This window comes from Pseudooceanicola nitratireducens (genome assembly GCF_900109195.1).
In the GTDB taxonomy this organism is placed as follows: Bacteria; Pseudomonadota; Alphaproteobacteria; order Rhodobacterales; family Rhodobacteraceae; genus Pseudooceanicola; species Pseudooceanicola nitratireducens.
On the sequence record NZ_FNZG01000003.1, the window covers coordinates 645,194 to 665,665 of the forward strand.

Genomic DNA, 20,472 nt, shown 5'->3' on the forward strand with positions numbered 1-20,472 from the left:
CGGCGACTTGACGTTTCGCTGGAAGCCAAGCCGCACGATCAAAGATGAGATCGGCGTATCGTCTTCGCGTTTTCGGGGAAAAGGTCGTCGCCCCATGTCCTGCCCTCCCCAACAGGAGGCTACGACATGGCGAAGAAATCGAAGAAGTTCCGCATCGCGATGCGCATGGAGGGCATGTGGCCCCACCAGCTCGCAGGCTACGAGTCCCACCGGAGGAGAGATGGCGGCGATGTCGGCCACTCTGACCCGAACAAGAGACTGCTGAACCGGCTGCTTATCGGGGAAGCTGACTGGGCCCAGACAGCCTGGAACGAGATTGCCGAGATGCGCTCGGAGAACTTCCTCGTCCAGCTGGAAGGGCTGAAGAAGCGACGGCACAAGAGCGACCTCCAGCAGCTCCTCCGAGAAGGACCGAAGGACCCGTGGAGGGCCTCCAAGCATGGGCCCATGCGTGAGGTGATCCTGACGGCGAACAAGAAGTGGTTCGCACTCGACCTGCAGGACTTCGTCGGCGGAAGCGGCCCGACGCTCGAGCAGCAGTTCGAGGAATGCGCCATAGGCTGGCTGAAGCACGCTTTCGGCGATGATTGCATCCATGCTCGGGCTGATGTGGACGAGGAGACGTATCACATCCATGCGGTGGTGATGCCGCGGACGACGCTCCCGTGTGGCAAGCGCATGCTCCAGCCTTCCATCCACCCGGTGATCGCGAGCTATGAGAAGGGTCAGGATGACGTAGGCGACTGGTTCAAGGCCGTCGGTTTGAAGCGAGGGAAAAAGCGGAAGCGGAAGCTTCGCAAGGCCCTGGAACACAACAGGAAGGCGCTCGAAGCCTACAATGCCGGCGAGGCGGACTCCCTGGACCTGGTCGAAGTGCCCAAAAAGCGGCGCCACGTCAGCCCGCGCGTCTGGAGAGAGAAACAGGAGCGAAGGCTGGCGGAGCGCGATCTGGCTCAGGAGACGCGGGAAGAGCAGCTCGAAGCCAAGGAAGCTTCCGTTGTCACCCGCGAGACGCATGCAGACAAGAAGACCGCCCAGGCGATTGCGACCCTGTCGGTGGCGCGGGATGTCGCTAAAGGCCGCGTGGTTCTCGGAGCCCGCGATGCGAGCAACCGCGAAGATGAGACGGCATCAACTCCCGCGACGCAGATTCCTGCACAGCGTCTATTCGGCCGAGCCCTGGATGTGCTCCACAAACAGGCGCGGTCAGAGGCGCGCGCTGACCTGAAGGATGCGTTCGACGAAATCCGGCGGGCCGATGACGCCATCGTCGAAATCGCGACAGGACTGGGCAAGTCGGCGCGGGAACGGATCGCAAACGCGAGGAAGTCTCTGTCCCGCGCGATCATAGGTATTTCTCGAAAGATTAGCCGCTTGCCGGACCCGCCCGAGAAATCTTCAGACCAGAGGTAAAAAAAGTTCCGCCGGAGATTTCTGTCCGATTTCGAAGATACGCATCTTCATCCGGATCGCGGGTTTTTCCCCAACCGGGGCCCCGCGGCATCCCACGAAACTTGCCTCTGAGGAGACCTCGAATGACCAAACCCAAGAAACGCCCGATCATCGACCGCCGTCGCCAATCCGAGCGCCAGAAGAAGGCCGAAGCTCGCATCGACGAGATGCGCGACAAGCTTGCCATCGACGCACGCGCGGAAGAGCTCAAGACGCTGAATGCCATGAGGGACACTTTCAACGACGCCCTGTGGCAGTGCGACGATGATCGGTTGATCCACGACATTTTCTCACTGCTCTGCCGGGTGGCAAAGATGTCTGATGCTCGACTGATTGCGGGCCACCCGGATTGCCCAGAGGCGGTCCGGGACGAGCTGAACACCCGTGTGGAAGAAAGCCGTCGGGAAAAGAAAGACCGGTCCAGAAAGGCCGGGTCGGACAACAAAGCTGACGCCTGACGTTCACAGCCAGAATCGGTGTTAATAAGGGCACGGGGGCAACCTCCGTGCCCTAAACTTTTTGCGACATACCTATGCGCAGGTCGCCGAGGCTCGACGCTCGACACAGCGGCCGCTGGCTTTCCAGTCGAGGACTGGATAGGTAGACGGACGGCGGCCCCTAAGAGCGACCGTCCGGCACAGCTTTCTCCGACGACACATGACTACAGAATGTCCCCGCAAGCCCGTGCTTAGCTACGGTCCCGACGAAACTCCGGCGACGACGCTGCATAGCTGAGAGCATCCCCGAGAAACTTCAAACAACGGTAAGGCAGCGCCCCCTTTCCCCTTTGTCATTTGCACATTCTCCGGGAACTTGAACGATGTCGCACCTGGCCGCCGCGCCTCGCGCCGGGGGCGCTGCAAATAACAGTTAGACTGGGCCCCCTTCCCCCTCCGTCATTTGCACTTCCCTCGGATAAGGTAGCGATGTCGCACATGGCCCCCGCGTCTCGCGACGGGGGCACTGCAAACAACGGTATAACTCGGCCCCCTGCCACCTCCCTCATTTGCACCGCCCTCGGGCAAGGGCCCCACGTGCCAACTGACCACCACGTACCGCGCCGGGGTACTTCCACAATCAGTCAACCTTGCCCCCTCCCTCCGCCAACGTCCCCCTTGCGCCGAAACAAGACCGCACAGCATCCCCTGACCGCCGCGCAAGCACCGCCTCGATCCAAGACCCCGACCGCCAAACCCGGCGCATTCCCAGCCCCCATATACCGCAGTACACTTGGCAAGCCGCATCACCCCGGTCTAGAACCCTGCGACCCGCGCCATGACGCGTCCGATCCCACGTCCCAAACCCTGTCCAAAAGGCCCATTCCGATGAAAGACCTGCGCATCCTCGTCACCGGCGGCACCATCGACAAGGTGCATGACACCCGTACCGAAGGGCTTTCGTTTTCGCCCGACGGGGCCACCCATATCCCCGAGATGCTGCGCATCGGCCGCTGCCATTTCCCCGCCGTGCAGATCGTCCTGCTGAAGGACAGCCTGTATTTCGACGACGCCGACCGAAAGGCCATCGCCGATGCGGTCGCCAACGCGGAAGAAGAGGCGCTGGTCATCACCCATGGCACCGGCACCATGGGCGACACGGCGCGCTACCTTGCCGACACGCTTACCGGGGCGGCAGCCGAAAAGACCGTCGTGCTGACCGGGGCGATGCGGCCCTTCTCGCTTTATACCTCGGACGGGGAATTCAACCTTGGCGGCGCGATCACCGCGGCCCAGATCCTGCCCGCGGGTGTATGGGGCGTGATGAACGGCCGCGTCTTCGCCGCCGAGGCGCTGAAAAAGGACGTCGAACAGGGACGGTTCGACACCTGAGGCCCTCAAACCGGATCAGGACCCAAGGGCAGACAACCGGCGAGGCGACACCGCGCCGCACCATCCACTTCCGACTTGCAAGCCCCTGAAATCAGGGCTCCAATTGCCTCATTTCCAAACCAAGGGATGAGGAACATGCCCATTCGTTTACCCGATTTTCTCCTGACCGCCGCCCGATCCGGCCAGACCGCTCAAACTCGGGCCCTTTCGCTGCGCCCTCAGATAAATGAGGTGCCGGAATGAGCCCCATCGTCATCTTTCAGCACGTGCCCCTCTGGGTCTGGCTGCTGCTCGCCGGTCTGATCGCTCTTGGCCTGCGGTCCTCCCGCGACCGAACCAGTCCGGTCTGGCTGCTGATCCTGCCCTCGGCCCTGGTGTTCCTGGGCCTGCGCAGCCTGATCGCCCTGCAGGTCTCGCCTCTGGTCTGGGCGCTCTTTGCCATCGCCTATGGCCTTGGCGTCCTGCTCGGGCTGAAACTGCAACCCCGGTGGACCGTGGCGCGGTCCGGCCCAACAGTTACGCTTCGCGGCGAATACCTGACGCTGATCCTGATGCTTGCGCTTTTCGGGGTGAACTTCGCCCTTGGCATGGCGCAGGCGGTCGCGCCGCAGCTGGCCAGCTCCCTGCCTGTCCCGCATGGCTTCGCGGTGTTCGAAGGCGTGGCCTCGGGCATCTTCCTGGGGCGTGCGCTGTCTGTCCTGCGCCAGCCGCGCCACCAGATGACCTAAGGCCCGCCGCCAACCAGAAGCGCCAACCGCCTGCGGGGATCCGCAGGCCACGGATCGCATGCAAGGGCCCCCGGGCCCTTGCGCCTTTGGATCAGGTCCCCGGATCAGGACCCGCGCGACACGCCTATTTCGACGTCACCCGTTTCGAGGCCTCGGCCGCGCTTTCCACCCGTTCGGAATAGCGGTCCACCAGGTACTCGGCCCGGCCGCGCACCAGCCAGGTGAATTTCACCAGCTCTTCCATCACGTCGACGACGCGGCGATAGAACGGCCCCTCGGCCAGGCGGTCGCCCTCTTCGTACTCAAGAAACGCCCGCGGGATCGAGCTTTGGTTCGGGATCGTCACCATCCGCATCCAGCGCCCCATGATCCGCATCTGGTTCACCGCGTTGAAGCTTTGCGACCCGCCCGAGACCTGCATCAGCGCCAGCGTCTTGCCCTGTGTCGGCCGCACCCCACCCATGGACAGCGGCAGCCAGTCCACCTGCAGCTTCATCAGCCCCGACATGGCACCATGCTGTTCCGGGGATGACCAGACCATGCCTTCCGACCAGACGGCCAGCTCGCGCAGCTCCTGCACCTTGGGGTGGTCGGTTTCGGCCGGATCGTACAGCGGCAGGCCCGCGGGATCGAAGATCCGCGTCTCGCAGCCCAGGGCCCGCAGGATCCGCTCGGCCTCCTGCACCGTTTTCCGGGAATAGCTTTGCGGTCGCAGCGCGCCATACAGCAGCAGGATACGCGGCGGGTGGCGCGGATCGCCGGGCGCGGCAAGAAGATCGACGTCAATCGGGCTCAGCTTGTCGCCATCCAGGGCGGGCAGGTCATCACGGGTCACTTCGGGTCCTTTCGCGGCGGGGTCCTTCTCCCTGCCACGCGATGTAACGCGGCTGTGCGGCTCTTGCACCCCTTCGGCACGGATTTTCCCGCACATCGCCCCTGCGCGGACGCAAGGTCTGAACTCCGGCTCTGGACAGCAGGGACACCGCCCGCCTATCTGTCGCCATGGCAAAGCTCTACTTCCACTATTCCACCATGAACGCGGGCAAATCGACCGTGTTGCTGCAGGCCTCGCACAACTACATCGAACGCGGGATGCAGACCTATCTGCTGACCGCCCGCCTGGACGACCGCGCCGGCACCGGCCGCATTGCCAGCCGCATCGGCATCGGGGCCGAGGCCGATACCTTCACCGCCCAGGACAACCTGTTCGACCGTATCCGCGACCGCCTTGCACAAGGCCCCTGCGCCTGTGTCTTCGTGGACGAGGCGCAGTTTCTGACCCGCGATCAGGTCTGGCACCTGGCCCGCGCGGTGGACGACCTGAAGGTGCCGATCATGTGCTATGGCCTGCGGGTGGATTTCCTGGGCGAACTGTTCGAAGGGTCCGCCGCGCTTCTGGCCCTGGCGGATGAGATGCGCGAGGTCCGCACCATCTGTCATTGCGGCAAGAAGGCCACCATGGTCGTGCGCCGCGGCCCCGACGGCAAGGCGCTGCGCGAAGGCGCGCAGGTCCAGGTCGGCGGCAATGAAACCTATGTTTCGCTGTGTCGCCGCCACTGGCGGCAGGAGATGGGCGACCCGACCAGCTGAACCGACCAGCTGACAGGCCCGGCTGATCGCCCCTGCCAGCCCCCCCGGCTTGGTGGCCGTAGCTTGACAGACGGGACAAAAGGGAACCTGATCGCCCCGCGCCGGGTTCCCCCCAAGCCGCCGGGACATCCCCGTCCCGTCATGGCCTGTCCCGTCCCGTCACAGGATGACATCATGCAGATCTTTGCCTGCCCGACCTGCCAGGGTCGGGTCTATTTCCACAACCTTGCCTGCAGCTGTGGCCAGGCGCTGGTCTTCTCGCCCGAGGATCAGCACATGCACGCCCTGACCGACAGCGACGCCGAAACCACCGCCTGCTCCAACCGCGCCGACATCGGCTGCAACTGGACGGCCGAGGCGGACGGCCTGTGCCGGTCCTGCGCGATGACCCAGGTGGTGCCGGACCTGCGCGAGCCCGCGAACCTGCCGCTCTGGTCCCATGCAGAGCTGGCCAAACGTTGGGTCCTGGCCAACCTGGGCAAATGGGGCTGGTTCACCTTGTCCGATCCGGGCGCGCGCCCCGTCTTCCACATGCTGTCCGAACAGACCGCCGCCGGGGGCGAGACGATCACCATGGGCCATGCGGATGGTGAGATCACCATCAACGTCACCGAATCCAGCGATGCCGTCCTGGCCCGCCGGCAGGAAGAACTGGGTGAACTGTATCGAACCATGACCGGCCATATCCGCCACGAGATCGCGCATTTCCTGTTCCTGCGCCTGTCTGACCTGCCCGACTTCCCGCCCGCCTTCCGGGCGCTGTTCGGTGACGAGCGTGCCGATTACGGGGCCGCCCTCAAGGCGCATTACGACGCCCCGAAACCGCCGAGCAATGATCACGTCACCAGCTATGCCACCGCCCACCCGCATGAAGACTGGGCCGAGACCATCGCCCATCTGCTGCACCTGGTGGATCTGGCCGACAGCGGCGCGGCGGCGGGGCTGATCCCCTTTGCCCCCATGGACGCCTATGCCGACACCGAAACCGACGCGATCGTCAGCCGCGCCATCGACCTGTCGATCGCGGTGAACCATGTGAACCGGGCGCTGGACCTGCCGGATGTCTATCCCTTCGTCCTGACCGACGGGGTGCGGGGCAAGTTTGGCTTTGCCCATGGCTGGCTGCGGATGCCCAAGGGGCACGCAAGCACCGGGTGATACAGGGGAAAATGCGCGCCCCGCCGCGTGGAGGCTTGCGCCGGGCTTGCTTTGTCCCCCAGCCCCGTTACCGTTGGTCCATCTGCGGACCCTTCGGGGTCCGACACTCTCAGACGGGCCCGGGGGCGGCGCGGGACGCATCCCGCCCGGCCAGATGGGCGGGACAGGACGAACCATGGCGATTTACGCAAGCATCTATCACCTGACGCAGTACACCTACGACCGTCCGGTGACGCTCGGGCCGCAGATCATCCGGTTGCGCCCCGCCCCGCATAGCCGCACGCGGGTGATCTCGCATTCGCTCAAGGTCTCGCCGGGCGGTCACTTCGTGAACCACCAGCAGGACCCCTATGGCAACTGGCTGGCGCGGTTTGTCTTCCCCGAGCCCGTGCGCGAATTCAAGATCGAGGTCGACCTGGTCGCGGACATGACCGTCTACAACCCCTTCGACTTCTTCGTCGATGAAACGGCGGAAACCTGGCCCTTCGACTATCCGGCGGAACTGACCGAGGATCTGTCGATCTACCGCAAGCCCGAGCCGCTGACGCCCCTGGTCACCGCCTTCCTTGACCAGATCGACCGGAGCGAGGCCCGCACCGTCGATTTCCTGGTCGAACTGAACCGCCGTGTTTCCGAGGCCGTCGATTACACCATCCGGATGGAGCCGGGGGTGCAGACGCCCGAGGAAACGCTGACGGTCAAGTCGGGCTCTTGCCGCGACAGTTCCTGGCTGCTGGTGCAACTGCTGCGCAACCTTGGTTTTGCCGCGCGGTTCGTCTCGGGCTACCTGATCCAGCTGAAGCCGGATCTGCAGGCGCTGGACGGCCCGTCTGGAACCGATCACGATTTCACCGACCTGCACGCCTGGGTCGAGGTCTACCTGCCCGGCGCGGGCTGGATCGGCTTTGATCCAACCTCGGGCCTGATGACCGGGGAATCGCACATCCCCCTGGCCGCCACGCCGCATTACCAGAACGCGGCCCCCATTGTGGGCGGCTATTCCTCGGCCGGGGCACCTGAGGTCGATTTCAACTTCGACATGCAGATCCGCCGCGTGGCCGAACATCCGCGCATCACGAAACCCTTCTCGGACGAGGCGTGGGAGCGTCTGAACGCCCTTGGCCGACATGTGGACGAGCGGCTGACCGCCGGCGACGTGCGCCTGACCATGGGCGGAGAACCGACATTCGTGTCGATCGACGATTTCCAGTCCCCGGAATGGAACACCGAAGCCGTCGGCCCGCAGAAACGTGCGCTGGCGGATACGCTGATCCGCCGGCTGCAGGGCCGCTTCGCGCCCGGTGGCTTCCTGCACTACGGTCAGGGCAAGTGGTATCCGGGCGAAAGCCTGCCGCGCTGGACCTTCTCGCTCTACTGGCGCAACGACGGTCAGCCGGTCTGGAAAAACCCCGATCTGATCGCCAAGGAAGACACCCCCGCCCCCGCTACGGCCGACGACGCCGGCCGCTTCATGGGCAAGTTCGCCGAGGCTCTGGGCCTCGATGCCGGATACGCCCAGCCCGCGTTTGAGGACCCGGCGGAATGGATCCTGAAGGAATCCAACCTGCCCCCCAATGTCACACCCGAGAATTCCAAGCTGAAGAACCCCGAGGACCGCGCGCGATACGCCCGGGTCTTCAACCGCGGGCTCAATGACCCGGCGGGGTACGTTCTGCCGATCCAGCGCTGGCAGGCCAAGGCGTCCAAGTGGCGGTCCGAGCTGTGGAAGCCTCGGCGCGGCAACCTTTACCTGATCCCCGGTGACAGCCCCGTGGGCTTCCGCCTGCCGCTTGGCGCGCTGCCGCATATAGCGCCCGCGCATTACCCCTATTCCTACCCCGCCGATCCGACCGTGGATCGCGGTGCCCTGCCCGATTTCCACGCCCAGATCGCCGAACGCCGCCGCGCCGTGCAGGAGGAAATCGACCGCATCGCGGCGGAGGAAGCCGAAGACCGCGCCCGCCTGATGCCTGACGTGAGCCCCGGCCACGACCAGCCGTCCCAGCCCGGCCAGCAGGCGGCGGACACCCGCCAGAAGGTTGTCTTGCAGGAGGGCGGCGATCCCGAAACCGGGGCCGTGCGCACCGCCATCGCCATTGAACCCCGCGACGGGCGGCTGTGCCTTTTCATGCCGCCCTGCGACAGCCTGGAAGACTACCTGGAACTGCTGGCCGCGGCCGAGGATACGGCGGCGGAACTGAACCTACCGATCCATATCGAGGGCTACTCGCCCCCCTCTGACCCGCGCCTGAACAACATCCGCGTCGCCCCCGATCCGGGCGTGATCGAGGTCAACATCCACCCCGCCCATTCCTGGGAAGACTGCGTAGCCACGACCGAGGCCATCTATGAAGAGGCGCGGCAATCTCGCCTGGGGGCCGACAAGTTCATGATCGACGGGCGGCACACCGGTACCGGCGGCGGCAACCATATCGTCTTTGGCGGGGCCACGACCAACGACAGCCCCTTCCTGCGCCGCCCCGATCTGCTGAAATCGCTGATCCTGATCTGGCAGCGGCATCCCTGCCTGTCCTACCTGTTCTCGGGCCTCTTTATCGGCCCGACGTCACAGGCCCCGCGCATCGACGAGGCGCGGCATGACACGCTGTATGAACTGGAAATCGCCTTGGCGCAGATCCAGTCGCCCGACATGGGGCCGCCCCCGCCGTCCTGGCTGGTGGACCGGCTGCTGCGCAACATGCTGACGGATGTCACCGGCAACACGCACCGGGCCGAGATCTGCATCGACAAGCTCTATTCCCCCGATGGCCAGACCGGACGCCTTGGCCTTGTGGAATTCCGCGGGTTTGAAATGCCGCCCGATGCCCGCATGTCCCTGGCCCAGCAGGTGCTGCTGCGCGCCATCATCGCGCGCTGCTGGGAGAAGCCCGTGACCGGCAAGCCCGTCAGATGGGGCACCGTCCTGCACGACCGTTTCATGCTGCCGCATTACCTGTGGGAAGATTTCCTGAGCCTGCTGGGCGACCTGCGCGCCCATGGCTATGACCTTGATCCCACCTGGTTCGAGGCCCAGGCCGAGTTCCGCTTCCCCTTCTGCGGCCAGATCGAGGCCGAGGGCGTGCACCTTGAGGTCCGCCAGGCGCTGGAGCCTTGGCATGTGCTGGGCGAAATGGGCGCGATCGGCGGCACGGTGCGCTATACCGACAGTTCGGTCGAACGGCTTCAGGTCAAGATGACCACACTGCATCAGGACCGCTATCGCATCATGGTCAACCGCCGCCCCGTGCCGCTGGCCCGAACTGGCACCTCTGGCGTCAGTGTCGGCGGCGTCCGGTTCAAGGCCTGGCAACCGCCCGAGGCGCTGCATCCCACCCTGCCCGTCAACGCGCCGCTGACCTTTGACATCTACGATGACTGGACCGGCCGGGCGCTTGCGGGCTGCACCTATCACGTCGCCCATCCGGGCGGGCGCAACTACGACACCTTCCCCGTCAACGGCTACGAGGCCGAGGCGCGCCGCCTGGCCCGGTTCGAACCGCATGGCCATGCCCCCGCGCCATACCGCCCGCAGCCGGAAATCCCGCACCCGGAATTTCCAATGACACTTGACCTTCGCCGCCCGCCGGGATTGGAGTAACATCCCCAAGAGGATGCCATGACAAAACCCACCCCGACGGACCTGGGCAGCCCGCTGCTTGCCGATTACGCGCTGTCCGACAGCGTCGCGGACGAGCTGTTCGACAGTTCGGGCCGGATGCGTCCGGTCTGGGTGCCTTTCCTCAAGGCCCTGTCCGCGCTGCCGGTGCCCGCCCTGCGGGCCAAGTTCGAACGCGGGCGGCAGTACCTGCGCGATGCGGGGGTCTATTTCCGGCAGTATTCCGATGATCCGCTGAACGAACGCGACTGGCCGCTGTCGACCATGCCGGTGCTGCTGCACGAAACGGAATGGGACCAGATCTGCCGCGGGCTGGACCAGCGCGCCAACCTGCTGGAACAGGTGATGGCCGACCTCTATGGCCCCGGGCTTTTGATGCAGCAGGGCCATCTGCCGCCCCGCCTGGTGACCGAGAACCCGCATTGGCACCGCCCCATGGTCGGGATCCAGCCGCGCGGCGGGCACTACCTGCATTTCCTCGCGTTCGAGATCGGGCGATCCCCGGACGGCAGCTGGTTCGTGCTGGGCGACCGGACGCAGGCCCCTTCCGGCGCGGGCTTTGCGCTGGAAAACCGCATGGCTATGCGCCACGTCTTCCCCGAGGATTACCCCCGCGCCTATACGCATCGCTTTGCCGGCTTCTTCGAAAACTTCCGCAAGGCGCTGGAACAGCTGGCCACCACCAACCGCACGGAATCGCATCAGTTCGGCCTGCTGACCCCGGGCCGCGCCAACGACGCCTTCTTCGAACACCTCTATATCGCGCGCTATCTTGGGATGCTGCTTCTGGAAGGCGAGGACATCGTGGTGCAGAACGGCCAGGCCATGGTCCGCACCATCGACGGGCCTGTGCCCCTGGGGCTGCTCTGGCGGCGGATCGACAGCAACTTTGCCGACCCGCTGGAGCTGGACCCCGACAGCCAGATCGGCGTGCCGGGGCTGGTGGATGCCGTGCGCTCGGGCAGCCTTGCCATGGTCAATGCGCTTGGCTCGGGCGTGCTGGAGACGCGGGCGCTGATGGCCTTTCTGCCGCGCATCTGCCAACAGCTGACCGGCGCGCCGCTTGAGATGCCCAATATCGCCACCTGGTGGTGCGGCGACGAAAGCGCCCGCGCCTATGTGCGCGACAACATGGACCGGATGATGATCGCCCCCGCCCTGGCGGTCGACCTGCCCTTTGACAGCAATTCCGAAACCGTGCGCGGGGCCGAACCCGAGATCGTCGATCTTCTGGACACCCCCGCCCCCGACCTTGTGGGCCAGGAGGCGGTCAGCCTGTCGACCACACCCGCCTGGGTGGATGACGAAAACGGCCCGCGCCTGACCCCCTGCCCGATGACCGTGCGGGTCTTCACCGCCCGGACCGAAAAGGGCTGGCAGTTCCTGCAGGGCGGTTACGCCCGGATCGGCCCCGAGGGCGACGCCAACGCCCTGGCCATGCAGCGCGGCGGGTCGGTGGCGGATGTGCAGATCATCTCGGACAGGCCGGTGCCGGAACCCACGGTTCCAAAGGCCGCGCCCGATGCGACCGGGGTGCGCCGGGTGCGCACCGAATCCGCCGCCCTGCCGTCGCGGGCGGCCGACAACCTGTATTGGCTGGGCCGCTACATCGTCCGCTTTGAAGAGGCCGCGCGCCTGCTTCGCGCCTATCACCTGCGCCTGGCGGTGACCGACCGCACCGACGACGCCCTGCTGACGCTGATCGCCAAGGCCCTGAAGGCCGTCGACATTTCCGTCGACGCGCCGATCCCAGCCGGGCTGCGCGACCGGCTGTTCGCGGCGCATGGCTGTGCGTCCAAGATCCGCGACCGGTTTTCCCCCGACGGCTGGGATGCGCTGAACGACCTGGTCAAGACCACGCGCCAGATGGTCGATACCGCCACCCCGGGCGACGATGCCGCCCGCGCCATGTCGGTGCTGCTGCGCAAGACCGCCGGCTTTTCCGGGATCGTGACCGAAAACATCTATCGCTTCTATGGCTGGCGCTTCCTGTCGATCGGTCGCGCGCTGGAACGGACCGACAGCCTGGCCGCCGCCCTGCAGCACTTTGCCCCCGAGGACGCGCCGGAAGGCGCCTTGGAGGTCGCGCTGGCCGTGGCCGATGGCACCATGTCGCATCGCCGCCGCTATGCGCTGGAACCGACCCGCGACAGCGTCGTCGACCTGCTGGCCCATGACACCGGCAACCCCCGGTCGCTGCTGTTCCAGATCCGCGAAATGCAGCGCCTGGCCGAGGATCTGCCCGGTGCCACGCTTTCGGCCCGGCCCACGGCGCTGGTGCGGGAACTTCTGCCCGTGCGCACCCAGCTTGAGATCCTGTCGCCCGAGGCGCTGACCACCGCGGTTCTGGGCGACATCCGCACAGCCGTCGCCCGCATGTCCGACCGCCTGGCCGAAGCGCATCTGAGGTGATCCATGCGCTATGACATCACCCTGAACATCGACTACCGCTATAGCCATCCGACTGACCGGACGCGCAACCTTTTGCGGATCCTGCCCCATGACCTGCCGGGCACGCAGGTGATCGGTGACTGGACGCTGGCGCTGACCCCGCGCCCTTCGGAACAGGCGCATTTCACCGATTTCTTCGGCAATACCGTCACCTCGGCCGTCTGGCATTATCCGATCGACGCGGTGCAGATCAGCCTGTCGCTGCAGGCCGAGCGTCTCCGCTCGGATCCCTTCCTGTCGCTGGCGGCCCCGCTGTCACGCTTGGGTCAGGACTTGGCGGCGCTACGCGATGTCTCGGCCCGGTCGCCCCTGCATTTCACCGCTGCCTCGCGCCGCACGCCCGCCCATGCCGGCATGGGTGACTTCGCCCGTGCCGCGCTGCGCCCGGGCATGTCCGCCGCCGATGCGGTGCGCGCCATCGGCCGGGCGATCCACCGGCATATGGAGTTTTCAGACAAGGCCACCGACGTGGACACCCCCGCCGCCGTCGCCTTTGAAAAACGCGCAGGGGTCTGCCAGGATTTCACCCATATCATGATCACCTGCCTGCGGGCCGTGGGCATTCCTGCGGGCTATGTCTCGGGGTTTCTGCGGACCTTCCCGCCGCCGGGCAAGGAAAAGCTGGTCGGCGTCGATGCCATGCACGCCTGGGTCTGCGCCTGGGTCGGGCCAGAAATCGGCTGGCTGGAGTTCGATCCCACCAATAACCAGGGCGTCGGTGTCGACTATGTCACCATCGGCTATGGCCGCGACTATGACGATGTAGCCCCGGTCTGCGGTGCGATGCGCAGCATGGGTGACCAAAGCTCCAAGCAATCGGTGGATGTGGCCGAGGTCGCCGATTGACCCCGGCCCCATCCGATCAGGGACCAGATCAGGGGCCGGCCCCTAACTGACCTTGTTGGGCACCCTATCCCCGGCAAAGTAGGCGCGCAGGTTTTCAACCGCCATCAGCCCCATGTCCTCGCGCACCTCTTGCGATGCGGTGCCAAGATGCGGCAGCAGGGTGACGTTTTCCATCTTCAGCAACCCAGGTGAGACCTTGGGTTCCTGTTCGTAGACATCCAGCCCCGCGCCCGCGATCTGGCCGTCCTGCAGGGCGGTGACCAGCGCGGCCTCGTCCACGATATTGCCACGGGCGATATTGACCAGGATGGCATGGGGCTGCATCGCGGCCAGCACATCGGCATTGATCAGATGATGGGTGTCGTCGCCACCAGGCGTCGCCACGACCAGCACATCGGCGCGCGCCGCGACCTCGGACAGCGGGGCCTGGGTTGCGGGGAAATCCACCGCCTTTTCGGACCGGTTGGCGTAAAGCACCTCCATCCCGAAACCGAAATGACAGCGCCGCGCGATGGCCTGGCCGATCCGGCCCATGCCGACCACGCCCACGGTCTTCCCGCTAAGATGCAGGCCCAGCAACTGGGTCGGGTGCCAGCCCTCCCACTGACCGGCGCGGACCATCCTTTCGCCCTCGCCCGCGCGGCGGGCGGTCATCAGCATCAGCGTCATGGCAATATCGGCGGTGGCATCGGTCACGGCACCGGGGGTGTTCGACACCGTCACGCCATGCGCGGCACAGGCCGCCACGTCGATGTGGTTATAGCCCACGCCGAAGTTGGCCACCATCTTGCAACGCGGGCGGCCGAAGTCGGCCAGCATCTCGGACCCGATGGTATCGCCAAGCGTGATCATCATCCCGTCATAGACGGCAAAGCCCGCACGGATTTCCCCCGGCGACATCGGTTTGTTGCTGTCGCGCACCTCGATATCGAACAAGGCCTCGGCGGCCGCCAGCGTCCGCGGCGGCATCGGTCGGCTTATCAGAACCCGTTTCAATGCATCCGCCCTCCGGGCTGCACATCACCATCCGGCGAGATCAGCACGACGGCGCCATTGGCGTCCGACACGCCCAGGGTCAGCACCTCGGACATGAAGGGCCCGATCTGGCGCGGCGGAAAGTTCACCACGGCCATCACGGTTTTGCCGATCAGCCCTTCGGGCGTGTAGTGATCGGTGATCTGGGCCGAGGTCTTCTTTTCCCCGATCTCCGCGCCGAAATCGATCCACAGCTTGATCGCGGGCTTGCGCGCCTCGGGAAAGGGTTCGGCCCGGACAACGCGACCGGCGCGGATGTCGACCTTCAGGAAATCGTCAAAGCTGATTTCGGGTTGGCGCTCACTCATCCCGGGCCAGCTCCTTCGAGCGGTCGGCGGCGGCCTTGACGGCGCGGTCCAGCAGCGCCGGGAACCCCGTCGTCTGGTGCATCAGCACCTCGAGCGCGGCCTGCGTGGTGCCATTCGGGCTGGTCACGTTGGTCCGCAGCTGGCCGGGGGTTTCATCCGCCTCTTCGGCCAGGACACCGGCGCCGCCCACGGTGGCGCGCGCCAGTTTCAACGACAGCTCGGGCGAGAGGCCGACGTTTTCCCCGGCCGCGGCCAGGGTTTCGATCAGGTGGAAGACATAGGCCGGACCCGAGCCCGACACGGCCGTCACCGCATCCATCTGGCTTTCGCGTTCCAGCGCCACGACCTGCCCGACGGCAGACAGAAGATCCTCGGCCAGGGCCATGTGGGTCGGGGTGGTGGTGGCATTGCCGATGATCGCGGTGATGCCGCGCCCGACAGCCGCCGGGGTGTTGGGCATGGCACGCACGATCGGGGTGCCGGCCCCGAAGACCTCTTCGAACTTGGAAATCGGGGTACCGGCCGCGACCGAGATCACCAGCGTCTCACCGCCGCCCAGGGCCGCCACCTGCGGCAGCGCCTCGCCCATCATCTGCGGCTTGACCGCAACGATGGCCACGGCCGGGGCCTGCGGGAAATCCTCGTTCAGGTGGACGCCCGCATCCTTCAGCCAGTCGGCCGGATAGGGATCCTTCACCCACACGCTGGAGGCAGGCAATCCGCCCTTCAACCAGCCAGAGAGCATCGCGCCCCCCATCTTGCCACAGCCCACAAGAACCAGACCCTTGCGGGCCACTGCGTCATCCATGTCATGCTCCCTCTTCGGGGCGCATCCCCGCGCCCCGTTCAGGGGGCCAGACTAGGCGCGGCCGTAGGCCTCTGCAATGGCGACCTGCATCGCATCGGCAGGGCTTTGCCCGCCCCAGATGTTCAGCTGCATCGCCGGGTAGAACCGTTCGGACGACACGACGGCCTGGGTGATCATCGTGTCGATCTGTTCCGGGCTGGCCATCTGGTCACCCGACAGGACAAGCCCGTAGCGGAAGACACACATCCGGTGTTCCTTCCAGTAGGTGAAGGCCCCGGCCCAGCACTGGTCGTTGACCAGGTTCAGCAGTTCGTAAAGTCCGGGAAGGGCCGCCTCGGGCGGTTCCATCTCGAAGGTGCAGACCAGACGCAGGGTCTGATCGTAATGTGACCAGGCGAGGGTCACGGAATAGGTGCGCCACTGACCTTCAACGGCCATCGCGATCTGATCGTCCCCGATCCGGTCGAAGTCCCATTCATGGTGTTCGGCCAGGTGTTCGACGATGTCGATAGGATGAAGTTCTTCAGTCAGAAACTGCTCGGACAATGCCATTGCGCCACCTCTTTTGGTTGTAGCGCCGGGGCCGCAAAAGCGCCCCTAGCGCTAGGTGCCTGCTCTAGGGGCTGGGCGATTTCCCGGTGCCCCTACGAGATATGGTGAGGGCCATGCGCCCCTGTGGCAAGCAATTTATTGGGGATAAACCCAGTAAGTTGTGGATTAGAGCAAGAATAGCGCAAGAATATCCCCAAGGCAGAGCTTGCGTGACGGGGATATGTCGGCGGGACCATATCTTGATGACGAATCCCGCGGGTCTTCCATGGGTCTTCCGCAGGATCGGGCCGGGATCATCCCCCAAGGGGCCCGAACGGCAATCACTTTGCCGCCCGCCACCTGATCCCCGGCAAAGGAAAACGCCGCCCCGGTCCCCCGGCACGGCGTCGCGTCAGCTTGGTCTGATCGGCTCAGGCCTTGGCTTCAAGCGCGTCCAGGCGGGCCTTCAGGGCCTCGTTCTCTTCGCGGGCCTTCTGCGCCATGGCGCGCACCGCATCGAATTCCTCGCGGGTGACGAAATCACGGTCGGCCAGCCAGCGGTCCACCATGCTTTTGAAGGCGGTTTCGGCTTCGTCCTTGGCCCCCTGGGCCACGCCCATTGCATTGGTCATCAGCTGGGACATGTCGTCAAAAAACTTCGAACGGGTCTGCATCGCGGTCTCCCTTGTCACATCGGTGTCGCGCCGGTCTTGCACCGGGGGCACAGTCCGCCCCTATATGGGACGCAACCGGGGAAGTCACAAGGTTGACTTCCCACAATTCCCATACTCATGTCGCGCCCATGATACCTGCTGTCCTGCCCTTCCCCGAAATCTCGCCCGAGCTTTTCTCGGTGTCGCTTCTCGGCATGGAATTCGCCCTGCGCTGGTACGCGCTGGCCTATATCGTCGGCATCTTACTGGGCTGGCTGATCGCCCGCACCGCGCTGGCGCGTCCCGGCCTTTGGGCCAAGGACAGCCCGCCCATGACGCGCGCCCAGCTTGAGGACCTGCTGACCTGGATCATCCTGGGCGTGGTGATCGGCGGGCGGCTGGGCTTCGTGCTGTTCTACCAGCCGGGCTATTACCTGCGGAACCCGGCCGAGATCCCGATGATCTGGCAGGGCGGCATGGCCTTCCATGGCGGGTTCCTCGGCGTGGTGGTGGCCACCTGGATCTATTGCCGGCGCAACGGGCTTGCGGCCTTGTCGACCGCCGATCTTCTGGCCCTGGCCACGCCGCCGGGCATCCTGTTGGGCCGCACCGCGAATTTCATCAATGCCGAGCTGTGGGGCCGCCCCTCGGACGCGCCCTGGGCGGTGGTCTTCCCCGGCCAATACGCGCTGTGTGACGATGGTCTGCCCTGCGGGCGCCACCCGTCGCAGCTGTACGAGGCTGGGCTGGAAGGCCTTCTGCTGGGGGCCGCGCTGCTGATCCTGGCCTTCGGGGCCAGGGCCCTGCGCAAGCCGGGGCTGGTCGCGGGCGTCTTTTTTGCGGGCTACGGGGTGGCGCGCTTCATCGTCGAATTCTTCCGCCTGGCGGATGCGCAGTTCATCACGCCGGACAATCCCTATGGCCATGTCCTGCGCCTGACCGAGACCCTGGGCATCACCATGGGGCAGATCCTGTCGCTGCCGATGATCGCGATCGGCCTGGCCGTCATCGCGATCGGCCGCCGCCAGTGGCGCGACGCCGGGACAAGCCAATGACCCAGGCCCCGCTTCTGGATCGGATCCTTCAGCGCATCAACCTTCAGGGGCCCATGCCGCTGTCGGACTATATGCAGATCTGCATGCTTGATCCGGCGCAGGGCTATTACACCACCCGCGATCCCCTGGGCACCAAGGGCGATTTCATCACCGCCCCCGAGATCAGCCAGATGTTCGGAGAGCTGATCGGCCTGGCGCTGGCCCAGACCTGGATGGACCACGGCAGCCCCGCGCCCTTCACCCTGGCCGAGGCCGGGCCGGGCCGTGGCACCCTGATGGCCGACATCCTGCGCGCCACCCGTGGCGTGCCCGGCTTTCACGACGCCATGCGGCTGGTCCTGATCGAGGCTTCGCCCACCCTGCGCCGCATCCAGGGCGACACCCTGGCCGATTATACCCCCGCCTGGACCGACCGGATCGAGGATCTGCCGAAACGGCCGCTGTTCTTCGTGGCCAACGAATTCTTCGACGCCCTGCCGATCCGCCAGGCGCAGCGCATGGGCGATGGCTGGGCCGAACGGGTGGTGACGGCGGATGACGCCGGACTTTCCCTGGCCCTGATGACGCCCACCCCCCTGCCCGAACTGGCGCACCGGCTTGACGACACCGCCGAGGGCGACGTGGTCGAATGGTCCGCCCCCGCGCAATCCGTCGCCGCCACGGTCGGTCAGCGGATCGCCACCCATGGCGGCGCGGCGCTGATCTTCGACTATGGCGACTGGCGGTCCCAGGGAGACACCTTCCAGGCGCTGCGCGATCATCAGCCGGTGTCCCCCTTCGAGGCCCCCGGCAGTGCCGATCTGACCGCCCATGTGGATTTCGAGGCACTGGCCCGCGCCGCCGCCCCCGCCGTGCCCAGCCTGCTGACGCCCCAGGGCGTGTTTCTGGAACGGCTGGGCATCACCACCCGCGCCCAGGCGCTGGCCAAGCGGTTGACCGGGTCGGCGCTGGACGCCCATATTGCCGCACATCGCCGCTTGACCCATCCGCAGGAAATGGGGACGCTCTTCAAAGTACTCGCCCTGACCGCGCCCGGACGGCCGCCCGTCGCCGGCATGACCGACCCCGAAAGACCGTTTTCATGACGCTTGAGATCATCACCTCGCGCAGCCTTGAGCCGTTCCGCCACGGGTTCTTCACCCGCCGGGGCGGCGCATCCTCGGGGATCTTCTCGGGGTTGAACTGCGGCTTCGGATCCTCGGACCAGCGCGAGATCGTCGAAATCAACCGCACCCGCGTGGCCATGGCCATGGGCGTGCCCGATGACGAACTGGTCACCGTCTCGCAGGTGCATTCCGCCAATGTGGTTACCGTCACCCGCCCGGGAGAAGAGCACCCGGAGGCCGACGCCCTGGTAACGAACACCCCCGGCGTGGCGCTTGGCATCCTGACCGCCGACTGCCAGCCGGTGCTGTTTGCCGACCCGCAGGCCGGTGTCGTCGGCGCGGCCCATGCGGGCTGGCGCGGGGCGCTGGACGGGGTGCTGGACCAGACCGTCACCGCGATGGAGGCCCTGGGTGCCGACCGCACCCGCATCCGTGCCGTGATCGGCCCCACCATCAGCCAGCGCGCCTATGAGGTCGGGCCCGAATTCCTGGACCGTTTCCTGGCCGAGGACCCGGACTATTCGCGGTTCTTCGCAGGTGGCGACGGCGACCGGGTGCATTTCGACCTGCCCGCCTTTGGCCTGCACCGGCTGCGCGACGCCGGCGTGGGGGATGCTGAATGGACAGGCCATTGCACCTATCACGATGCAGACCGCTTCTATTCCTTCCGCCGCACGACCCACGCGAAAGAGGCCGACTATGGCCGGCTGATTTCCGTCATCCGGGCCTGACTGCCCGATTGATGCCGGATTGTTTCCGCCCCGGCATCACCCAACCCTCTGAAAAGACAGCGATATAGATTGTGGCAACTGGGGGCGCATTGGCGTCACATGCCCGTGGTTATTTCTTCAAATCGCCCATATTCGTCCTACTCAGGCCCCAAAGCACCGGCAGGATTGCTGCAAGGATCGGAACAATCTGACAGAGCAGCACACCAAAGGGGTCACCCGATGAAGACGAAACAACAACGCTGGATCCAATCGGTCGTCGAGACCGCGAAATCCACCGACACCAAGCTTCCCTTCCAGCGCGGCAACCGGGCCGCCGTGGCCCGCCGCCTGCGCGGCACCGTCAAGCGCCAGGCCGCCTGAAGACCGAAGTCCCCCGGCCCCGCCCCCGGCGGCGCCATCAGAATACGTCTGGCTGTCCCCGGACGTAGGAGACGTGGTCGTATCCCCCGGCACGTCCCCGCAAGGAGAGATGGCATCTGCTCTCGCCATCTCTCCTCCCCTTCCTCCCGCCGCCCTCCCTGGCGGGCCAAGCAGAGCAGATGCGCCGACCGCATGGCTGCAAAGCGAATCGCGTT

Annotated in this window: 19 protein-coding genes; 13 read left to right on the forward strand and 6 right to left on the reverse strand. The window is 65.8% G+C overall.

Annotated elements, in window-relative coordinates:
• The first annotated feature begins 126 nt into the window (after window positions 1-126).
• From BMX99_RS13725 to BMX99_RS13740, 4 genes are all read left to right on the forward strand, one after another.
• Window positions 127-1,413: a plasmid recombination protein gene (locus BMX99_RS13725; protein ID WP_093452841.1), complete on the forward strand. Its 1,287-nt coding sequence runs from the start codon at window positions 127-129 to the stop codon at window positions 1,411-1,413.
• Window positions 1,414-1,535: 122 nt separating this feature from the next.
• Window positions 1,536-1,910: a hypothetical protein gene (locus tag BMX99_RS13730; RefSeq protein WP_093452844.1), complete on the forward strand. Its 375-nt coding sequence runs from the start codon at window positions 1,536-1,538 to the stop codon at window positions 1,908-1,910.
• A gap of 867 nt (window positions 1,911-2,777) precedes the next feature.
• The gene (locus BMX99_RS13735; RefSeq protein ID WP_093452847.1) at window positions 2,778-3,281 is read left to right on the forward strand and encodes an asparaginase domain-containing protein; all 504 of its coding nucleotides are present in this window, start codon (window positions 2,778-2,780) and stop codon (window positions 3,279-3,281) included.
• 239 nt (window positions 3,282-3,520) lie between these two features.
• A complete protein-coding gene (locus BMX99_RS13740) occupies window positions 3,521-4,009 on the forward strand; it encodes a hypothetical protein (protein WP_093452849.1) in 489 nt (162 codons plus the stop codon).
• Window positions 4,010-4,133: 124 nt separating this feature from the next.
• Here the strand turns inward: BMX99_RS13740 and arsH are convergent, their stop codons facing one another.
• A complete protein-coding gene (arsH, locus tag BMX99_RS13745) occupies window positions 4,134-4,844 on the reverse strand; it encodes an arsenical resistance protein ArsH (protein WP_170848717.1) in 711 nt (236 codons plus the stop codon).
• Between the two features lie 167 nt (window positions 4,845-5,011).
• Here arsH and BMX99_RS13750 point away from each other — a divergent pair, with 167 nt between their 5' ends.
• The 5 genes from BMX99_RS13750 (at window position 5,012) to BMX99_RS13770 (ending at window position 13,670) form a co-directional block, all read left to right on the forward strand.
• Window positions 5,012-5,599: a thymidine kinase gene (locus BMX99_RS13750; RefSeq protein ID WP_093452855.1), complete on the forward strand. Its 588-nt coding sequence runs from the start codon at window positions 5,012-5,014 to the stop codon at window positions 5,597-5,599.
• Window positions 5,600-5,773: 174 nt separating this feature from the next.
• Window positions 5,774-6,757 carry a zinc-binding metallopeptidase family protein gene (locus BMX99_RS13755; RefSeq protein WP_093452857.1) on the forward strand — a complete coding sequence of 328 codons (984 nt, stop codon included), beginning with the start codon at window positions 5,774-5,776 and terminating at the stop codon, window positions 6,755-6,757.
• A 175-nt stretch (window positions 6,758-6,932) separates the two neighbouring features.
• On the forward strand, window positions 6,933-10,355 hold the full coding sequence (locus BMX99_RS13760) for a transglutaminase family protein (protein WP_093452859.1): 3,423 nt from the start codon (window positions 6,933-6,935) through the stop codon (window positions 10,353-10,355).
• An 18-nt stretch (window positions 10,356-10,373) separates the two neighbouring features.
• Window positions 10,374-12,785, forward strand: a complete 2,412-nt coding sequence (locus tag BMX99_RS13765; RefSeq protein ID WP_093452861.1) for a circularly permuted type 2 ATP-grasp protein — start codon at window positions 10,374-10,376, stop codon at window positions 12,783-12,785.
• Between the two features lie 3 nt (window positions 12,786-12,788).
• Window positions 12,789-13,670 carry a transglutaminase family protein gene (locus BMX99_RS13770; protein WP_093452864.1) on the forward strand — a complete coding sequence of 294 codons (882 nt, stop codon included), beginning with the start codon at window positions 12,789-12,791 and terminating at the stop codon, window positions 13,668-13,670.
• A gap of 42 nt (window positions 13,671-13,712) precedes the next feature.
• Here the strand turns inward: BMX99_RS13770 and BMX99_RS13775 are convergent, their stop codons facing one another.
• From BMX99_RS13775 to BMX99_RS13795, 5 genes are all read right to left on the reverse strand, one after another.
• Window positions 13,713-14,666 carry a 2-hydroxyacid dehydrogenase gene (locus tag BMX99_RS13775; RefSeq protein WP_093452867.1) on the reverse strand — a complete coding sequence of 318 codons (954 nt, stop codon included), beginning with the start codon at window positions 14,664-14,666 and terminating at the stop codon, window positions 13,713-13,715.
• Window positions 14,663-15,013, reverse strand: coding sequence for a tRNA-binding protein (locus tag BMX99_RS13780; RefSeq protein ID WP_093452870.1), 351 nt, complete (start codon window positions 15,011-15,013; stop codon window positions 14,663-14,665). Before BMX99_RS13780 ends, BMX99_RS13775 begins: the two co-directional genes overlap by 4 nt.
• Window positions 15,006-15,821: a pyrroline-5-carboxylate reductase gene (gene proC, locus BMX99_RS13785; RefSeq protein ID WP_093452873.1), complete on the reverse strand. Its 816-nt coding sequence runs from the start codon at window positions 15,819-15,821 to the stop codon at window positions 15,006-15,008. The genes BMX99_RS13780 and proC overlap by 8 nt, the downstream gene beginning before the upstream one ends.
• Before the next feature lie 51 nt (window positions 15,822-15,872).
• On the reverse strand, window positions 15,873-16,373 hold the full coding sequence (locus BMX99_RS13790; RefSeq protein ID WP_093452876.1) for a type III secretion system chaperone family protein: 501 nt from the start codon (window positions 16,371-16,373) through the stop codon (window positions 15,873-15,875).
• 410 nt (window positions 16,374-16,783) lie between these two features.
• Window positions 16,784-17,026 carry an accessory factor UbiK family protein gene (locus BMX99_RS13795; protein ID WP_093452878.1) on the reverse strand — a complete coding sequence of 81 codons (243 nt, stop codon included), beginning with the start codon at window positions 17,024-17,026 and terminating at the stop codon, window positions 16,784-16,786.
• Window positions 17,027-17,157: 131 nt separating this feature from the next.
• Here BMX99_RS13795 and lgt point away from each other — a divergent pair, with 131 nt between their 5' ends.
• The 4 genes from lgt (at window position 17,158) to BMX99_RS19740 (ending at window position 20,257) form a co-directional block, all read left to right on the forward strand.
• Window positions 17,158-18,060 carry a prolipoprotein diacylglyceryl transferase gene (gene lgt, locus BMX99_RS13800; protein WP_170848825.1) on the forward strand — a complete coding sequence of 301 codons (903 nt, stop codon included), beginning with the start codon at window positions 17,158-17,160 and terminating at the stop codon, window positions 18,058-18,060.
• Window positions 18,057-19,145: a class I SAM-dependent methyltransferase gene (locus BMX99_RS13805; protein ID WP_093452883.1), complete on the forward strand. Its 1,089-nt coding sequence runs from the start codon at window positions 18,057-18,059 to the stop codon at window positions 19,143-19,145. Before lgt ends, BMX99_RS13805 begins: the two co-directional genes overlap by 4 nt.
• Complete coding sequence (gene pgeF / locus BMX99_RS13810; RefSeq protein ID WP_093452885.1) at window positions 19,142-19,897, forward strand: peptidoglycan editing factor PgeF; 756 nt, start codon at window positions 19,142-19,144, stop codon at window positions 19,895-19,897. Before BMX99_RS13805 ends, pgeF begins: the two co-directional genes overlap by 4 nt.
• 219 nt (window positions 19,898-20,116) lie before the next feature.
• On the forward strand, window positions 20,117-20,257 hold the full coding sequence (locus tag BMX99_RS19740; protein ID WP_170848716.1) for a hypothetical protein: 141 nt from the start codon (window positions 20,117-20,119) through the stop codon (window positions 20,255-20,257).
• Window positions 20,258-20,472 lie beyond the last annotated feature (215 nt).